16 protein-coding genes are annotated in these 17,365 nt (G+C 60.2%); 7 read left to right on the forward strand and 9 right to left on the reverse strand.

Features of this window, described 5'->3' with window-relative positions; translation table 11 throughout:
• Positions 1 to 14: 14 nt before the first annotated feature.
• A complete protein-coding gene (locus N5D22_RS21260) occupies positions 15 to 1,100 on the reverse strand; it encodes an ABC transporter ATP-binding protein (RefSeq protein ID WP_279657848.1) in 1,086 nt (361 codons plus the stop codon).
• Between the two features lie 182 nt (positions 1,101 to 1,282).
• Positions 1,283 to 2,263 carry a 3'-5' exonuclease gene (locus tag N5D22_RS21265; RefSeq protein WP_279657847.1) on the reverse strand — a complete coding sequence of 327 codons (981 nt, stop codon included), beginning with the start codon at positions 2,261 to 2,263 and terminating at the stop codon, positions 1,283 to 1,285.
• 188 nt (positions 2,264 to 2,451) lie between these two features.
• Here N5D22_RS21265 and N5D22_RS21270 point away from each other — a divergent pair, with 188 nt between their 5' ends.
• A complete protein-coding gene (locus N5D22_RS21270; protein WP_279657846.1) occupies positions 2,452 to 3,354 on the forward strand; it encodes a hypothetical protein in 903 nt (300 codons plus the stop codon).
• A 36-nt stretch (positions 3,355 to 3,390) separates the two neighbouring features.
• Here N5D22_RS21270 and N5D22_RS21275 read toward each other — a convergent pair whose 3' ends face one another.
• From N5D22_RS21275 to N5D22_RS21285, 3 genes are all read right to left on the reverse strand, one after another.
• The gene (locus N5D22_RS21275; RefSeq protein ID WP_279657845.1) at positions 3,391 to 3,804 is read right to left on the reverse strand and encodes a hypothetical protein; all 414 of its coding nucleotides are present in this window, start codon (positions 3,802 to 3,804) and stop codon (positions 3,391 to 3,393) included.
• Positions 3,805 to 3,974: 170 nt separating this feature from the next.
• Entirely contained in the window at positions 3,975 to 4,868 is an 894-nt protein-coding gene (locus tag N5D22_RS21280; protein WP_279657880.1) for a lytic transglycosylase domain-containing protein, read from the reverse strand.
• 267 nt (positions 4,869 to 5,135) lie between these two features.
• Complete coding sequence (locus N5D22_RS21285) at positions 5,136 to 6,920, reverse strand: PAS domain-containing methyl-accepting chemotaxis protein (protein ID WP_279657844.1); 1,785 nt, start codon at positions 6,918 to 6,920, stop codon at positions 5,136 to 5,138.
• 282 nt (positions 6,921 to 7,202) lie between these two features.
• On the opposite strand from N5D22_RS21285, the gene N5D22_RS21290 reads away from it, so the two are divergent.
• The 6 genes from N5D22_RS21290 (at position 7,203) to N5D22_RS21315 (ending at position 13,063) form a co-directional block, all read left to right on the forward strand.
• Positions 7,203 to 7,793 carry an isoprenylcysteine carboxylmethyltransferase family protein gene (locus tag N5D22_RS21290; protein WP_279657843.1) on the forward strand — a complete coding sequence of 197 codons (591 nt, stop codon included), beginning with the start codon at positions 7,203 to 7,205 and terminating at the stop codon, positions 7,791 to 7,793.
• A gap of 176 nt (positions 7,794 to 7,969) precedes the next feature.
• Complete coding sequence (locus N5D22_RS21295) at positions 7,970 to 8,443, forward strand: VOC family protein (RefSeq protein ID WP_279657842.1); 474 nt, start codon at positions 7,970 to 7,972, stop codon at positions 8,441 to 8,443.
• Between the two features lie 259 nt (positions 8,444 to 8,702).
• Positions 8,703 to 10,046, forward strand: coding sequence for an extracellular solute-binding protein (locus tag N5D22_RS21300; RefSeq protein ID WP_279657840.1), 1,344 nt, complete (start codon positions 8,703 to 8,705; stop codon positions 10,044 to 10,046).
• An 82-nt stretch (positions 10,047 to 10,128) separates the two neighbouring features.
• Entirely contained in the window at positions 10,129 to 11,019 is an 891-nt protein-coding gene (locus tag N5D22_RS21305; protein ID WP_279657838.1) for a sugar ABC transporter permease, read from the forward strand.
• Between the two features lie 7 nt (positions 11,020 to 11,026).
• Entirely contained in the window at positions 11,027 to 11,911 is an 885-nt protein-coding gene (locus N5D22_RS21310) for an ABC transporter permease subunit (RefSeq protein ID WP_279657837.1), read from the forward strand.
• 30 nt (positions 11,912 to 11,941) lie between these two features.
• Positions 11,942 to 13,063, forward strand: coding sequence for a sn-glycerol-3-phosphate import ATP-binding protein UgpC (locus N5D22_RS21315; RefSeq protein ID WP_279657836.1), 1,122 nt, complete (start codon positions 11,942 to 11,944; stop codon positions 13,061 to 13,063).
• Positions 13,064 to 13,162: 99 nt separating this feature from the next.
• Here N5D22_RS21315 and N5D22_RS21320 read toward each other — a convergent pair whose 3' ends face one another.
• The 4 genes from N5D22_RS21320 to ugpC form a co-directional block, all read right to left on the reverse strand.
• Positions 13,163 to 13,990 carry a carbohydrate ABC transporter permease gene (locus N5D22_RS21320; protein ID WP_279657834.1) on the reverse strand — a complete coding sequence of 276 codons (828 nt, stop codon included), beginning with the start codon at positions 13,988 to 13,990 and terminating at the stop codon, positions 13,163 to 13,165.
• Complete coding sequence (locus tag N5D22_RS21325) at positions 13,987 to 14,871, reverse strand: sugar ABC transporter permease (RefSeq protein WP_279657833.1); 885 nt, start codon at positions 14,869 to 14,871, stop codon at positions 13,987 to 13,989. The genes N5D22_RS21320 and N5D22_RS21325 overlap by 4 nt, the downstream gene beginning before the upstream one ends.
• 68 nt (positions 14,872 to 14,939) lie before the next feature.
• Positions 14,940 to 16,214 (reverse strand): extracellular solute-binding protein, encoded by a 1,275-nt coding sequence (locus N5D22_RS21330; protein ID WP_279657832.1) that lies wholly within the window; start codon positions 16,212 to 16,214, stop codon positions 14,940 to 14,942.
• A 75-nt stretch (positions 16,215 to 16,289) separates the two neighbouring features.
• The gene (gene ugpC / locus N5D22_RS21335) at positions 16,290 to 17,363 is read right to left on the reverse strand and encodes a sn-glycerol-3-phosphate ABC transporter ATP-binding protein UgpC (protein ID WP_279657831.1); all 1,074 of its coding nucleotides are present in this window, start codon (positions 17,361 to 17,363) and stop codon (positions 16,290 to 16,292) included.
• Between the last annotated feature and the right edge of the window lie 2 nt (positions 17,364 to 17,365).

Here is a 17,365-nt window from a genome sequence, read left to right on the forward strand (position 1 = left end):
GGTTATTTTTGGGGTCACTTCTCTACCCGGCCGAGCACGATGGCATCGGCCGCATTCCATGAAAGCGGTATGGCGTCGCCGGTCCTGACCGGGTTTTCGAAGAAGGCGGCATCGCTGAGGATGACGTTGAAATCCTCGATGCCCGCGCCTGTTACGGCGATCTTCACGCTGGCGCCGCGATATTCGACATTCGAGACGAAGCCGGTGAAACCGAGGCCCGGCTGCTGCGCCTCGCCGACGCGGACGCGGTCGGTACGCACGGCGATATCGACCGCGCCGTCATCCGGGGCGACGCCGCTTGCGATAAAAATGCCGCCGCCCGCCACTTCGAGCGTGACGAGATCGCCCGTTTTTTCCCGGTAACGCCCGGAAATGACATTGTGATCGCCCATGAAGCGGGCAACGAAGGCGGTGGCGGGACGCTCGAAAACCTCGCGCGGCGTGGCCGCCTGTTCGATACGGCCGTCATTCATGACGACGATGATATCGGCCAGCGCCATGGCCTCTTCCTGACTGTGGGTGACATGCACGAAGGTGATGCCGAGCGAGGTCTGCAACTTCTTCAGCTCGGCGCGCATGCGGATCTTGAGGAACGGGTCCAGCGCCGAAAGCGGCTCATCGAGCAGCAGCGCCTCGGGATCGGTAATCAGCGCGCGCGCCAGCGCCACGCGCTGCTGCTGCCCGCCGGAAAGCTGGGCCGGCCGCCTGTTGGCATAGGGTTCGAGCTGCATCAGCTGCAGCATCTCGAGCGCCTTCGCCCGGCGGGTTTCCTTGTCCGCACCCTTCATCTTGAGGCTGAAGGCGACATTGTCGACGAGATCGAGATGGGGAAACAGCGCATAGGACTGGAACATCATCGCCGTGCCGCGTCTGGCAGGCGGCAGATCGGTGACGACGATATTGCCGAGCCTGATATCGCCGCTGGAAATGCTCTCGTGGCCGGCGATCATTCTCAGCGTCGAGGTCTTGCCGCAGCCCGATGGTCCAAGCAGGCAGCAATAGCTCCCGGCCGGTATCTTGAGGCTGATCGCATGCACGGCGGTGGTGGTGCCGTAGATCTTGGATACGGAAGCGATGTCGATTGCTGCGGCTTTGCTCATAAACACTCTCCTGCGACATCCTTGTCATGCAGGAGGCGTGCCAATCGACTTAGCCATTGATGTAAAATGATATTTTTCTGCGCTTCGGAAAGCCTTGCGCGGACCTGCCCAATTTTACATCGATTGTTTTCGATTCATTGCAGAAATTGTATGCAATCTGAAGGTCCGAACTACCCCCTGTTTCAACCGGCCTTGAACCGGTCGAAAGCCGTGAGATATTTGACCGTGGGATCAGCGTCCCAACGGTAGATTTCGGTCCGCAGGAAATGCAGCTCCTCTTCGAGCTTTTCCTCCGGCAGTTCCACCCACCAGGATTTCGGCCGACCATCGGAACCGTCAGACCAGCGATAACCCCGCTTTTTCAGATGATCCTTCATGTCGAAAGGGCTGTTTTCCGCGTAGAGGCGCACCCTTGAGCGCCGGCTCGCCTCATGGAGTTCGGCAAATGGCGTGCTGCTTTGGCCGGGCCGCGTCTGCTCCAGCACTTCCAGCAAGGCAAAACAATCGTCCACAGCGCGATGGCCGTCGTGGAAATAGCCTGACTGTCCGATCAGATAACCGAGCTTGTTGCCCTCGAAGCCGCGCACACGCCAGTCTATTTCCGAAACCGAGCAGGCCCATGCCTTGTCTCGAAATATCGGCGAGAAGGCTTCGCAAAAGGGGCGGTCGAAACCCGCATTGTGGGCGACGATCAGATCGGCATGGGCGATGAGAGACGTCAGCCGGTCCATGTCGATTGTCTGGCCCGCAACCATCTCGTCGGTGATCCCGGTCAGGCGGGTGATTTCTTCAGGGATGGCGATATCAGGCTGCCGCAACCCGCCATAGATGCCGGTGACATCGCCGATCGCGCCATCATCGTCGAAAGTGAAGGCGATGACACCGATTTCGATGATCTCGTCGGTGCGATGGTCGAGGCCCGTGGTTTCCGTATCGAGGATCACGCCCTGCCGGGGAAATCCCGCTCTCGGCCGGTCGACCACCGGACGCGGCTGCAACCGGCGCAGGACACGATAATTGCCGGTGGCTTCAAGGTATCCGGCAAGCGCCTCGTCGTCCGTGCCGGTCTTCAGCACCGCCTCGCCGCCACCCGTCCTGCGCCCTTTTTCAGCCTGGGGACGCCGCACGGCCGCGGGGGCGAAAAAATCCAACTGGGAGGTCATTATGCGTCTGTCCGCCTTGTCCGGAAATCGAGATTCAGTATTCCAGCATATGCGCAGAGCCTCACAGTAACAACAGCGGTCGCTCTCATCCACAGGAACGGCATATCTCACGGGGTACAGTTGAGGGTTGCAGCCTCAATTCAGGATGGTAAAAAACACACCGTTCCCGTGTTCAGGAGAGAAGAAGAATGCCGCTTCCATCACCTTCCAACCCGAAAACGCTTGCCGATCAGAGCCAGTTGAAGCTCTTTCCGCTGCAAAGCGGCCCGCATTTCGCCAATGTCGGCCTGACCAGCGGCGCGAGCGGCATTGTCTTTACCGGCTATACGCGCGATGCGAGCATCGACAATGAAGCCTTTTCCTGCTGCGGCAGCTACACCCTGCGCAATTCCGTGCATGCCGCGATTGCCGGCACGACCAGCGACAATTGCACGGTCTTTGCCCTGAAGAGCATCATCAACCAGCGCCCCTGCCTGGCGGTCGGAAAATTCGACCCTGACGGCAAGCCGCTGGCATTGTCGAAGCCGGAGTTCGATCAGGTCACCAAGCCGCTGTTCCAGTTCGCGGACAAGGTTTCGCCGATCCTCGGCAGCGAACCGGCGCCGGGCATCCAGATCCGCAGCGGCGACGCCTCCTATAATTATCAGGTGGACGCACGCAGCGGCCGCTTCCGCTTCACCTACAAGGACGCCATGAACGGCGGCCGTTTCGGACCTTCGGCCGACGGCAATTTTTCCCTCGAACATGACGGTCATCGCCTCGCCAGAATAAGCGCCGGTGGCAGCTATACGGGCTCGGACAGTTCGATTGCCGCCTCGGCTTACAGGGACATCGATTCCCGCGGCTTCGAGACGACGGTGCGCAGCGGCCAGGCTTCCGCCATGTTCGGAAGAACCTATACGGAAAACGCCATTACCCGCAAAATCGGCGTCGGTTACGGCGACACCTCGTTCAGGCGAGAGGATACGCCGGGAGGAACGATCAAGGAAAGCCTCGGGCACAAGCTGGACAAGGTCACGCTTGAAGTCTCCCGCACGCGCGACCGGGCGAAGGGCACCGAATATATGCTGACCATCAAGATGGAGCTTTGAGGCGTTCGGCAACCGGAGCGGCTGCGACCGAGTTTCTCAGGATGCCGAACGATTGAGGAAATCTCCGCAACTCGCCGGGTTGCCGATGATCTCGCTTGTCCTGATGGTGGAGTCGGCATCCGCGGTTATCTTGATGATGCAGTCGCGGCGATGTTCCTTGATCTTCATGCCCTCGGTTTCCGAAACCTGCGCCTGCCCGTCGACGGCCTTGATTTCGCGTCTGTTGCTGAGGCCGGCATAGGTCTCGACATGAACCTTCAGCCAGTAGGATTCGGTTGCGCCGTTTTCGATGATGACCTTGTTCGGGCGGCCCAGCCGGGCGATTGCGGCATCACGCGGTTGTCCCACAAAACCCGCCACCGTGCGCGAAATCTCCGTCTCGTCAGTGCTGGTGCACGCCGCGGCGACAACCAGAACCGCCGCCAGACATCCGGTTTCAAACCATTTCATTCCAGATCATCCCTGTAAAATGCCGCCGGCCCCTGTTGCCGGCCAGCGCTCGGGGCAAATCTAGGCACGATCATTTTGCGCGGAAAGACAGGCCGGCCGAAAAGCCGATCAACTTCTCATGATCGGCCGCCCCGCCGAACCCTAAGGCATCGCGCCGATATCGCTCAGCGCTACCTGTTGCGGAATACGGTGCAGGGAACGCCGGCCCGCCGGATATCGCCGCAAAGCGCATTGGCTTCGGCTCTGGTTTCGCGGCCGATGCGGGCGGCATAACGCGGCCGCGAACCGAAATTCCCGCCGCGCTGCCGCACGATCAACGCCCGCTCGGCATTCAGCGGCTCCGAAAGCTGCAGGATCGCCCGGGTGAAAAGCCGGTTCGCCACCGCCGGATTATAATGCGCGGCAAGCTGCACGCCCCAGGGCGCCCAGTCTGCGGACGAGATGAGGACGGGATCGTTCATGGTGCGGCTATCGGCCAGACGCACGCAGGCATCGAGGAAGGAGCGGCTGTCATCCAGCGCCGGCGCCGCCTTTTCCGGCGGATTGTCCTTCCAGCTCTCCACCGGATAGCCGGTGATCGCAAACACATAGTCCCGGGTTTCGGTCGGCAGGCGGCCGTTGGCGATGAAGTTCCGCAAGCCCGCCTCCCCCGCATTATAGGCTGCGGCGGCAAGGCCGAAATTGCCGAACTGCACGTTCAATTCGGAGAGATAACGCGAAGACGCCTCAAGGGCGGCGATGATGTTGAAACTGTCTTCGAGGCCGCGCAGCCGCGCCGTTCCCGGCATGAACTGGGCAATGCCCTCCGCCCCCTTCGGACTGACGGCATTCGCCCGGAACAGGCTTTCCCGCCAGATCAGCCGGGCGAAATAATCCGGCGGCACAGCATGGCGGGCGGCGAGAACCTCGATGGCATGGCAGAGATCGTTATTGTAGCTGCCGGCATTGATGCATAATTCCGGTGCGACATCATGGGTATAGGCGCAGACCGCCTTTCCCCTGGCGGGCTCTTGGGCTTTCGCCGCGCCAAAGGCTGCGACGAGCAGGCAAAAGGCAAGAGCGATGCGGCTTGTCGATAGTCCTGCCAAGCGAGCGTCCCCGAAAACTCCAAACGCGATGTGCCTGTTATCGGCCAGTCAGGAAGATATGCCCAGCTTGCGGGCTTGTCATCCCGTATCGCCAGATGGAACGATGAGCCAAGCCAATCACGCCGACATCATCCTCGACCCTGTCTCGAATATCTGCAACCTTCCGATTTTATGAAGCGTGATTGGGTCCTCGGCACGGGGGCCGAGGATGACGTCGAGAGGATGCGTGCTTCATCACCGAGTTTAAAAATCCTGCCATTCCTCATGAATGGCGGCAACCGCAGCGGAACCACGCGTCACAGGCGCGCGGGACACGCCGCGATGCGAGGTCACCGGCGCGGATTGCCGTTCGAAGCCGCCGCGCGCGGGGGCTGTGTATCGCGACGCCTCCTCGAACCTGAATTGCCCGAGAAGCTCGAACAGGGCCGCCGCTTCCCGCGCAAGGCTGCGGCTTGCGGCGGTCTGCTCCTCCACCATGGCGGCGTTCTGCTGGGTGCCCTGATCCACGGTGTTGACCGCCTGATTGATTTCCACAAGCGCCGTGGACTGTTCTCGCGCGGCATCGACAATCGCCACGACATTGGTATTGATGTCCCGCACCTGCTCGGCGATTTCCTGCAGCGCCGAGCCAGCCCTGGTGACAAGGCCGACGCCGTTTTCCACCTGCGCGCCGGAGGCATTGATCAGGTTCTTGATTTCCTTGGCAGCCGTTGCGGAACGCTGCGCGAGTTCGCGAACCTCCTGCGCGACGACGGCAAAACCCTTGCCGGCATCGCCAGCGCGGGCGGCTTCGACGCCGGCATTCAGCGCCAGAAGATTGGTCTGGAAGGCGATCTCGTCGATCACACCGATGATGTTGGAGATTTCGCGCGACGATTTTTCGATCTGGTCCATGGCGCCGATCGCATCGCGCACCACCTGACCCGAATGTTCCGCATGGTCGCGGGCACGGGAGACGATCTTGCCGGCCTCTTCGGCACGGCGGCTTGAATCGTTGACGGCGGTGGTGATTTCCTCCAGTGCGGCGGCCGTTTCCTCGATGGAGGCGGCCTGCTGTTCAGTGCGTTTGGCGAGATCATCGGCAGCGGACCTGATCTCGTTCGAGCCGGAAGAAATCGCGCCGGCATTTTCGGACACCAGCGTCATGGCTCTTTTGAGCTTTTCCGAAGCCGCGTTGAAATCCGTGCGCAATCTCTCAAGCGAAGGAATGAAAGGTTTGTCGATGTTCTGGGCCAGATCTCCCTCGGCAAGATCGGTAAGGCACTGCGCCAGCTTTTCGACGTTTTCGACGCGGCCGGTCACGTCGGTCGCGAATTTGACGACCTTGAACACCCTGCCGCTCAGATCGAAGATCGGATTATAGGAGGCCTGAATGAAGACCTTGCGGCCGCCCTTGCCAAGCCGCATGAATTCATCGGCGACCAGATCGCCGCCGGCCAGCCTTTGCCAGAACTGCTTATACTCGGGCGATTGCGTATAGGCCGGTTCGCAGAACATGGAATGATGCCTGCCCTGAACTTCCGCCAGCGAATAACCCAGCGCCGCCAGAAAATTCTCGTTGGCGGCCAGAACCTCTCCATTGGGGGAGAATTCGATGATCGCCTGCGCCCGCGAGAGCGCTTCGATCTTGCCCGTATCTTCCGCCGCCTTCAGCTTGCGTTCGGTGATGTCGGTGGCGATCTTGACCACTTTCACCGGCCTGCCGCGGCGAAACACCGGATTGTAGGACGCCTCGATCCAGACCTCGCGGCCGCCTTTGCCGACGCGCTTATATTGCCGCTGATCGAACTGGCCGGACGAGAGCCTGGACCAGAAAGCCTTGTAGTCCTGCGAAGACACGACGGCTGGCTCCACGAACATGCTGTGGTGCCTGCCGACGATTTCCGAAAGGTCATAACCGAGCGCCCGGCAGAAATTCTCATTGGCGGCGAGAATCTTTCCCGAGAGATCGAATTCTATGGTGGCCTGGGATTTGGAAAGTGCGGCAAGAACCGCCAGGGCATTGGCACCACGATCAAAAATAGTCACGCGCGATCCTCCGGGATGAATGGTTTTTACGCAAAATCATTCATGAATATTATGATTGTATAATTAAATAATATTTAAGGATAAGGTTGCCGCTCGCCCCACCTCATGACGGTCGCGGCCAAAACTCAGGAAATCGCGCCAATTTTCCGCAAAATTCTGCGGATGATCTGAAACATCTGGCTGGGGTCGTTGTCGTGTAATACTCCTGTCTATACTCGGGGCGCTGGACCCGAGGCTTACCGTTTTTGGGAGCGTGAGCCTGACGAGACTTTTGGGGGAAGAATGATCGACATCATATCCGTGCTGGCAGTGTGGGCATATATCGCCGGCTTTTTGCTTTTGACGGCGCGACTGGCGAAACGCTCGCAGCAGCCGGTGTGGCTTTTTACAAAGGGCGGAGAGCGGCAGACCGCGCCCGCCCTGCTTTTCCGTCTCGCTTTTTTTCTCGGCGCCCTTTTGCCGCTTGTCACTCTCTGGCTGGAGCCGCAGCGAAGCATCTGGCTTCTGGACCGCCGTGATCCCGGTGCAGCCATCAGCATCCTGGGGATGGCGACGGTGCTGGCTGGAAGTCTGATTGCGCTTTACGCCCAGCACTACATGGGTAAATCATGGCGCATCGGTGCGGCCGAAGGCCATCTCGGGGCCATTGTCGATACCGGGCCTTTCGGCCTTTCCAGAAATCCGGTCTTCGTTGGGCAGATGCTGCTGTTTGCGGGACTGGTGCTCGTATTCCCCTCGGTCCTGCAGCTTGCCGTCGCCCTCGCCCTCACCGTCGCGGTGATATTGCAGGTGAAGATTGAGGAGCGCGTGCTGGCGAAGGAGCTGGGCCCGGCCTATGACGCCTATCGGCGCAGGGTAAGACGATGGTTTTGACGGCGCCTAGCCCGGCGTCGTGAACCGTTGAGCCGCAGCCCGAAGCTTCGGCTTTTTCGGAACGTTTGCCATGCAGGCGCATTTTATACCGAATAGGGGAAGCGGCAGTTTGCCCGCAAATCCAGTCGTCGCCCTGCCGGCGTGATCAAATATCTCAATTTCGGAGGACCATGCATATGGAAAAGAACACGATCTGCATCTGGTACGACAAGGATGCCGAGGCGGCCGCCAGATTTTATGCCGAGACCTTTCCGAATAGCGCCGTGACCGCCGTTCACCATGCCCCCAGCGACTATCCTTCCGGCAAGAAGGGCGATGTGCTGACCGTGCAGTTCACCGTCGCGGGCGTATCCTGCATCGGCCTCAACGGCGGCCCGGTCTTCAAACAGACCGAGGCTTTCTCGTTCCAGATATCGACCGAGGACCAGGAGGAAACCGACCGTTACTGGAACGCCATCGTCGGCAATGGCGGCGAAGAAAGCGCCTGCGGCTGGTGCAAGGACAGATGGGGCGTCTCCTGGCAGATCACGCCGCGGGTGCTGATGGAGGCTCTCGCCGCCGGCGGCGCGGAGGCCAAACGCGCCTTCGACGCGATGATGGAGATGAGAAAAATCGACGTCGCCACCATCGAGGCTGCACGTCGCGGTTGACGCCGACAACCCGTTCAGCAACAAGTAGCGAAATAATGCCGAAATTTTAAGCATCTGAAAAATATCAGTAAATTCAGATTATTCGCGTTAATCGCACTTTTCCGCCGCGCAGAATGCCCTGCGCGGCCAGTCATCATAAAACGTTCAACAAAATGTAAGCCATCCGTCAAAGACGGCTGTTAGCAGAGCCCGTGGCTTCGTGCCGGGGACATGAGGTCCTTGCCGAGCAGGCCATCATTCCATCAACGGGGCTCAACTCATGAAATCTTCCGCACTGACTTCCCTCGTGGCCGGCGTCGCCTTCGCCGCCGCCTTCGGCGCCACGGCTGCCCACGCAGAAAAGACCAAGTTCGAATTCTGGTACGGCCTTTCCGGCGATCTCGGCGACCGCGTCCAGGAGACCTGCAAGAAGTTCAATGACTCCCAGGCCGAATTCGAAATCGTCTGCACCTCGCAGAACGATTACGAATCCACCCTGCAGAACACCATTGCCGCCTATCGCGCCAAGAAGCAGCCCGCCATCACCCAGATCTACGACGCCGGCACGCTGGACATGATGCTGTCCAAGGCTTTCGTTCCCGCCAAGAAGCTGATGGCCGACAACGGCTACAAGATCGACTGGAGCAATTATTTCCCCGGTATCGCCAATTATTACGCAACCGCTGCGGGCGAACTGAACTCCTTCCCCTATAACTCCTCCACCGCCGTCTTCTATTACAATGTCGACGCCTTCGAAAAAGCCGGCATCACCTTCAAGCCCGACACCTGGGAACAGGTTGAAGAGGCTTCCAAGAAGCTGAAAGCCGCCGGTTTCGAATGCCCGCTCGCCTTCAACTTCGACACATGGATGCTGATGGAGCAGTTCTCCGCCATCCACAACCAGCCGATCGCCACCAAGGGCAACGGTTATCAGGGTCTCGATGCGGAACTGACGATCAACAAGACGAAGTTCGTCGACCTGGTGAAATTCTTCAAGAAGATGCAGGACGAGAAGCTGTTCGTCGTCAAGACCAAGCAGCTCGGCATGGATATTCTGCCGGCCTTCACCTCGCAGACCTGCCAGATGTTCATGTCCTCGATCGCCAGCCACGGCACCGTCGGCAAGACCATGCCGCAGGGCGTCAAGTGGGATGTCGCCATGCTGCCGATCTGGAAGGGCACCGAACGTCACAACTCGCTGGTCGGCGGCGCTTCGCTTTGGGTTCTCGCCGGTCGTCCGGATGCGGAATACAAGGGCGCGGCCGCGTTCCTCAACTTCATCGCCCAGCCTGATATGGTTGAGTGGTGGTCGACGGTCACCGGCTACATCCCCGTCACCAAGACCGGCTTCGACGCCATGAAGGCCAACGGCTTCTATGACAAGGCTCCCTATAAGGGCCGCGAAAAGGCGATCGAAAGCCTGACCTTCACACCGCCTTCCGAATATACCCGCGGTATCCGCCTCGGCGGCTTCACGCAGATCCGCAAGGAAGTCGCCACCTCGCTCGAAGCCATCTTCATGCAGAACGCCGACATCCAGGCCGAACTCGACAAAGCCGTCGAGCGCTCCAACGCCGGTCTGCGCCGCTTCGAGAAGACCTATGAAGGCGCCAAGCTGAACTAAGCGTTCTTTTATCGCCGTCAAAGGCCTGTCCGGACAGTCGTTCGGGCAGGCCCGCCGAAATCTCGAACCCCGCCGGACTCCAATGGAAAAACGTACCGTTTTCAAAAGCACATGGCTGCCTGTGCTCTTCGCCCTGCCGCAGTTTCTGCTTATTCTCCTGTTCTTCTATTGGCCGGTTGCGGCGGTGCTGAACTGGGCATTCACCCTGGAGCCGCCCTTCGGCGGCCCGGCGGAATTCGTCGGTTTAGCCAATTTCATCGAAACCTTCGGCGATCCGCTTTATTGGCAGTCGATCGTCACCAGCCTGATCTTTGCGGTCGTCGGTCCGTTTTTCGCGATCCTCATCGGCCTCGTGCTCGCGCTTGCCGTCGATCGCCAGCTTCCCGGCTCCGGCTTCTTCCGGGTGCTTTACATCCTGCCCTACGCGATCGCCGGTCCCGCGGCCGGCATGGCCTTCCGCTTCATCCTGTCGCCGGAGCGCGGCCTCGCGGCCTCGCTGAACGCCTGGTGGCCCGATATCTGGAACCCGGCCAAATACGGTGAGCACGCACTCATCCTCGTCATCGTCATCTTCATCTGGAAATGGGCGGGCTATACCTTCATCTTCCTGTTCGCCGGCCTGCAATCCGTGCCGCGTTCGCTGACGGAGGCTGCGGCCATGGACGGTTCCGGGCCGATCCGCCGCGCCATCGACATTCAGGTGCCGCTGCTGGCGCCCACGCTGTTCTTCCTGACCGTCATCATGATGACGGAGGGTTTCGTCGGCGCCGATACGTTCGGCATCGTCGCCTCCACCACCGAAGGCGGCCCCAACCGCGCCACCGAAGTGATGGTCTACCGCATCGTCAGCGAAGCCTTCGAGGGCCTGAACTATTCCGGCGCCTCGGCGCAGAGCCTCGTCCTCATCGGCCTCATCATGGTCTTCACCTTCATCCAGTTCCGCTTCGTCGAGCGGCAAGTCCATTACAAGTGAGGCGGCGATGATCCAGCGCACACCCTATGCCGACGCCCTGACCTATGCGATCCTGATCGCAGGCTTTTTCCTGCTCATCGGCCCCTTCATCGTCGTCATTTCCGGCGCCAGCCAGTCGGTACAGCAGGTCAACAGCGTGCCGTTCAACTTCATGCCGCAGGGCGAATTTTTCGCCAATGCACAGACGGCCTGGCAACGCGCCAATCTCGGCAACGCCCTCCTCAACAGCGTCATCATGGCGACGCTGGTGACCATCGGCAAGGTGGCCCTTTCGGCCTTCACCGCCTTCGCCATCGTGTTCTTCCGCTCGCCGCTCAGACATCTGTTCTTCTGGACGGTGTTCATCACCCTGATGCTGCCGCTCGAAGTGCGCGTGGTGCCGACCTATTCCGTCGCCGCCGATCTCTTCCAGCCGTTCCGCTCCATTCTCGGCCTGTTCGGCATCGAGGTGACGCTCGAATGGAACCTGCTGAACTCCTATGCCGGCCTCACCCTGCCGCTCATCGCCACGGCCACCGGCACCTTTCTTTACCGGCAGTTCTTCATGACGATCCCGGACGAGCTGGCCGAAGCGGCCCGCATGGACGGTTCGGGCGCGGCCCGCTTCTTCGTGGACATGCTGCTGCCGCTGTCGCGCACCAACATGCTGGCGCTCACCACCATCATGTTCGTTTATGCCTGGAACCAGTATCTGTGGCCGCTGCTGATGATCACCGACCCTTCCTACAAGACGGTGATGATGTCGCTCCGGGCGCTTCTGCCCGCCGATGACGGCACGCCGGACTGGAACGTCACGCTTGCCGGCTCCCTCATCATCATCACACCGCCGCTGCTCGTCGTGGCCTTCCTGCAACGCTGGTTCGTCCGCGGCCTCGTCTCGTCCGACAAGTGACGCCCGGCTTTCAACAACAAGGTTTTTATCATGGCTCAGATCGATATTCGTCAGGTCCGCAAATCCTATGGCAAGACGCAGACCCTGCATGGGGTGGATCTTTCTTTCGACTCCGGCGAATTCGTCGTCATCCTCGGCCCTTCGGGCTGCGGAAAATCCACGCTCCTGCGCATGATCGCCGGGCTGGAGGAAATCACCTCGGGCGAGATCGCCATTGGCGGGCGCGTGGTCAACACGCTGGAACCGCGTGAGCGCGGCTGCGCCATGGTGTTCCAGAATTACGCGCTTTATCCGCATATGTCGGTGGCCGGCAATATCGGCTACGCGCTGAAGGTCGCCGGTGTTCCGAAGGCCGAACGCCAGCGCCGGGTCGAGGAGACCGCAAAGATCGTCGGCCTGTCCGACTACCTCGAACGCAAGCCCGCCGCCCTTTCCGGCGGCCAGCGCCAGCGCGTCGCGATGGCCCGCGCCATCATCCGCGAACCGGCCGTGTTTCTTTTCGACGAGCCGCTCTCCAACCTCGACGCCAAGCTGCGCGTGACCATGCGCGCCGAAATCCGCAAGCTGCACCAGCGCCTGTCCGCCACCTCCATCTTCGTCACCCATGACCAGGTGGAAGCCATGACGCTCGCCGACCGGCTGGTGGTGATGAACAAGGGCAATGTCGAACAGGTCGGCCATCCGCTCGACATCTATCACCGCCCGGCCAGTACCTTCGTGGCGTCCTTCATCGGTTCGCCGGCCATGAACCTCTTCGCCACAAGGGTGGAAGTGGAATCGCCTGCCGTCATGCTGAACGGCACGCCGGTGAAACTTTTCCCCGAGACGGCGCTGGAACTTCGCGGCCGCGACGTGACGGTGGGCATCCGCCCGGAGCAATGTGTGGTCAGCACCGAAGGCGCGGGCGTGCCGGCAATCGTGGATTTTGTCGAGGAACTGGGTTCCGGCCGTATCGTCCATGCCGATATAGCCGGCGAGACCTTCTCCGCCGCCATCGGTGAGGATCTTTCGGTAAAACCCGGCCAGCGCATCCACCTCGAGCTTCCCGCCGCCCACCTGCATTTCTTCGACCCTGCCACGGGTCGGCGGATCGAAACGGAAGGAACCGGCGAGACCCACCGCATCGGCAACGAAAAACTGCTGGCGGTCTAAGGGCCGCGCGAGACGGGTCCGGCATCGGGCCCCCAAGAAAGGGCGGGCAGCTTCAATATAACCCTGCTGCCTGCCCGCATCTTCCGGAGTAAGCCGCCCTCACCCTTTCACGCCGGACGAGATCATGATCGCTTCCGTCACACGCCGCTGGAAGATGACATAGGCGATGATGACCGGCAGGGCCGCCAGCATCGCCACAGCCATGAGCCGCGCATAGGCAACGCCGAAGGCATCGTTGACCTGGGTGATGCCGACCGGGATCGTCATCATGTTTTCCGAGGTGACGACAAGGAAGGGCCAGAAAAAGGCGTTCCACACCGTGATGAAGGTCACGATCGCCATGGCGGTGGTAATCCCCCAGTTCAGCGGCAGATAGACCTTGAACAGGATCGTGTATTCGCCGCCGCCATCCAGAACCACCGCCTCGCGCATCTCCTTCGGCACGCTGTCGAAGAACTGCTTGTAAACGATGATGACGATGGGCGTGATGAGCTGCGGCAGGATGATGCCGGCCCAGGTGTTGATGAGGTTGAGGTTCTTCATCAGGATGAACTGCGTGACCACAAGCGTCTGCGCCGGCACCATGAAACTGGCGAGCACGATGCCATAAAGCAGCCGCCGCCCCGGAAAGCGTATCTGCGACAGGGCATAGGCACACAACATCGAAATCAGCAGCACGGAGCCGGTGACGATTGCCGCCGTGCCGACGGAGTTCAGATACCAGTTCATCAGCCGCGTGTTGAAGATGGCATTGACATATGCGCTCAGCTGAAATTCGTCGGGTATCAGCGAACTATTGCCGGCGACATTTTCATCCGAGCGGATTGAGGTGACGAAAGTCCAGTAGAGCGGAAAGATCCAGACCAGCGCCGCCGAAAAGGTCAGCACGGTCAGGACGATGTTTTCCAGTCTTTTCGTGAAGCTCATGAGTTCCTCCGGATGCGCAGCAACTGGAACTGGAGAATGGAAACGATGACGATCAGCAGGAACAGCACGGTGGCGACAGCGGAGGCGTAACCGCCATTGTTGAGCTGGAACGCCTCGCGATAGACCTTGAGCAGAAGCACGAAGCTGGAATTGAACGGCCCGCCGCCGCTCAGAAGATAGATCTGATCGAATATCTTCAGCTGCAGGATCAGTTGCAACGTCAGAACGAGCGCGGTGACGGGCCAGAGCAGCGGCCACGTCACCCGCCAGAAGCGCTGCCATGTCGTTGCGCCGTCAAGCGATGCAGCCTCGTAAAGCTCTGCCGGAATATTGCGCAAACCGGCGATGAACAGCAGCACGTTGAAACCGTTCGTCCACCAGATGGTGACCACGGCGACCATCGGCATGACCCAGTACGGGTTCTTGAAAACCGCGACCGGCTTGCCGGCAAACAGCGAAATTACCGGCTGGAGAATGCCGAACTGCAGATCGAGCATCCACGCCCAGATTTCGGTGACGACGGAAACCGGCAGCACATAGGGCAGGAAAAACAGGCTCATGGCAATGGTCTGATTGACGCCCGACAGGCGGCTGACGGCGAGAGCGATCACGAGCGCGATGACGGTCGTCGGCACGACGGTCAGAAGCACGAAATAGCCGTTGTTTTTCAGCGAGGTGACGAAAAGACGGTCGCTCAGCAGTTTCGCGTAGTTCGCCAGCCCAACCCAGTTTCCCTCGCCAATCAGCGGCGCGTCGGTGAAACTCATGCGCACCATCTCGATCAACGGATAAAGGAAAAAGGTGGCGAAGACCACGATGAACGGTGTCACCATCGACAACGCGATCAGCGATTTTTTGCGCCGGTTTTCAATCATAGCCATGGAATGTCTCCGGGACCTTGCACATTGCGTGCCGCCCTCCGGTCAGCAACCGGAGGGCGGGTTTGCTGTTACTTCAGCTTGTCTTGCAGCTCATCCTTGATCTGCGTCACCGCATCCGTGCCATTCATGAAACCCTGAATGGCTGGAGCGATGACGTTGAGGGCAGCATCATAGGCCGGAGAGGCGACACCCGTGATCGTGGTCTTCGGATCGAACACCGCCGCTTCCGCCAGCGATGCATAGGTGGAATTCGGCTGCATCGCCCTGTATTCGCTGCTTTCGGTGATCGATTTATAGGCCGGGATATGGCCGGCATCGGCCCAGCTGATGGCGTGTTTTTCCATCCAGCCGATGAGCGTCATGACGGCGGCGCGTTTCTCGCCGGAAACAGTCTTGTCACCTTCGTTCGGAATGGCGAAGGCATGGGAATCCGCCCAGGTGGCGCGCTTGCCCATGAAGGGCGGCACTTCGACTGCGCTCCACTTGAAGCCCAGCTTGCCGTTTTTCTCCAGATCCTTGTAGGTCGGCACTTCCCACACCCCATTTAGCTGGAACGCGGATTTGCCGGCGGAAAACAGGGCGACCGATGCTTCGTATTCCGCCTGTTCCGGGGCCCAGCCGTTCTCGCGCCATCTGGACATGGTGTCGATGGCTTTGGCGGCCTTCTCCGCATTGTCGCCGGCAAGCACCTCATTATTGGTAACGAGCTCGCCGCCCTGCTGCGACAAAAGCGTGTAAAAGACGCGCCAGACACCGCCTTCGCCGCCCGACTGATAGGTAACCGGCGTCTCGACGCCGTTTTCCTTCGCCCAGGCCAGCGCCTTCTCGAAATCATCCATCGTCTTGATGCCGGTCAGCTTGCCTTCGGCATCGAGATAGGGCGAGCCTTTCAGAAGGTCGGCATTGTAATAAAGAACAAGCGCGTGAATATCGAAAGGCACGGCATAAAGCTTGCCGTCATGGCTGGCCGCCTCAAACGGCGCGCTGAAGAAATCGTCTTTTTTCAGCCCCGCATCTTCGAGGTCCTTTGCCGTGATCTCGCTCAGCACCTTTTCCTGAAGCGCCAGCGGCGCGCGTGACAGGTGATAGGTCATGATATCGGGCCCTTCCCCAACGGCCGAGGCGGTCCGCACCTTGGTATAAAAGGGAACGCCCCATTCCAGCGTCGTTCCCTTGACCTGAATATCCGGGTGCTCCTTGTTGAAGGCGTCGATCAGCGCTTTCATGCGCACGCCGTCACCGCCTGACAGAAAGTCCCACCAGACGATATCCTGTTTCGCCAGCGCCGGCAGGGCGGTCAAACCCAGAACCGTGCCAACAAGCAATGTCTTGATCAGTCGCATCGTTCACTCCTCCCGTTTATGTGGAAACGCCCCTTGAAGAGGCAGTCTGCTGCAGCGAAAGGCGCCTCCTCGCGCCTATCGCAACCTTTTGCCGTCGCTGTCGAAAACCAGAATGTGGTCGGCAGAGGCGCTCAACAGAACGGACCGGCCATCCAGCGTCTCGCGCGAACCCTGCCGCTGCACGATGATTTCCTTGCCCGAAGGCGTGCGGGTATAGAGGTAGGAAACATCGCCAAGCTCCTCCGCCACCTCGACATTGACAGGCAGGGCGCCGTCAGGGGCAATCGTCAGATGCTCCGGCCGAATCCCGATTTCGATCCGCTGGCCGGCGGAAACCGGCTGTGAAAGCCGCGCTTCGAGATGTCTCTGGCCACCATCGAGCGAGAGCGTCACGACGCCGTTTCGCTGTTCGACAATGTCCGCCTGCAGGAAATTCATCGCCGGCGAGCCGATGAAGCCGGCCACGAAGCGGTTGTCGGGATCGTCGTACAGGGCAAGCGGCGCACCCGCCTGCTGCACGATGCCGCCCTTCAGCACGAAAATCCTGTCCGCAAGCGTCATGGCCTCCACCTGGTCATGCGTGACATAGATCATCGTGGCGCCGAGCCTGCGATGAAGGCGCGTCAGCTCCAGCCGCATCTGGACACGCAGCTCGGCATCGAGGTTGGAGAGCGGCTCATCGAACAGGAAGACCTTTGGCTGCCGCACGATGGCGCGTCCAATCGCCACCCGCTGCCGCTGTCCGCCCGAAAGCTGCGACGGCTTTTTCTGCAGATGGTCCTCAAGCTGCAGGATACGGGCGGCTTCGCCCACCCTGTCATTGACTTCCGCCTTTGGCTTGCGGGCAAGCCGCAGGCTGAAGGCCATGTTCTCAAACACGCTCAGATGCGGATAAAGCGCATAGTTCTGGAACACCATGGCAACGCCCCGATCCGCCGGTTCGACGGCCGTGACATCGCGGTCATCGATGGCGATGCGCCCGCCGCTGGTCTCCTCAAGCCCGGCGATCATGCGCAGCAGCGTGGATTTGCCGCAACCGGAAGGCCCGACGAACACAGCGAAGCTGCCGGTCGGGATTTCCATGGAGACGTCCCGGATCGCGGCGAAGGATCCGAAGGACTTGGCGATATTGTCGAGACGGACACCCATGG

It is taken from the genome of Agrobacterium sp. GD03872, assembly GCF_029840625.1.
GTDB classification, from domain to species: domain Bacteria; phylum Pseudomonadota; class Alphaproteobacteria; order Rhizobiales; family Rhizobiaceae; genus Agrobacterium; species Agrobacterium fabrum_A.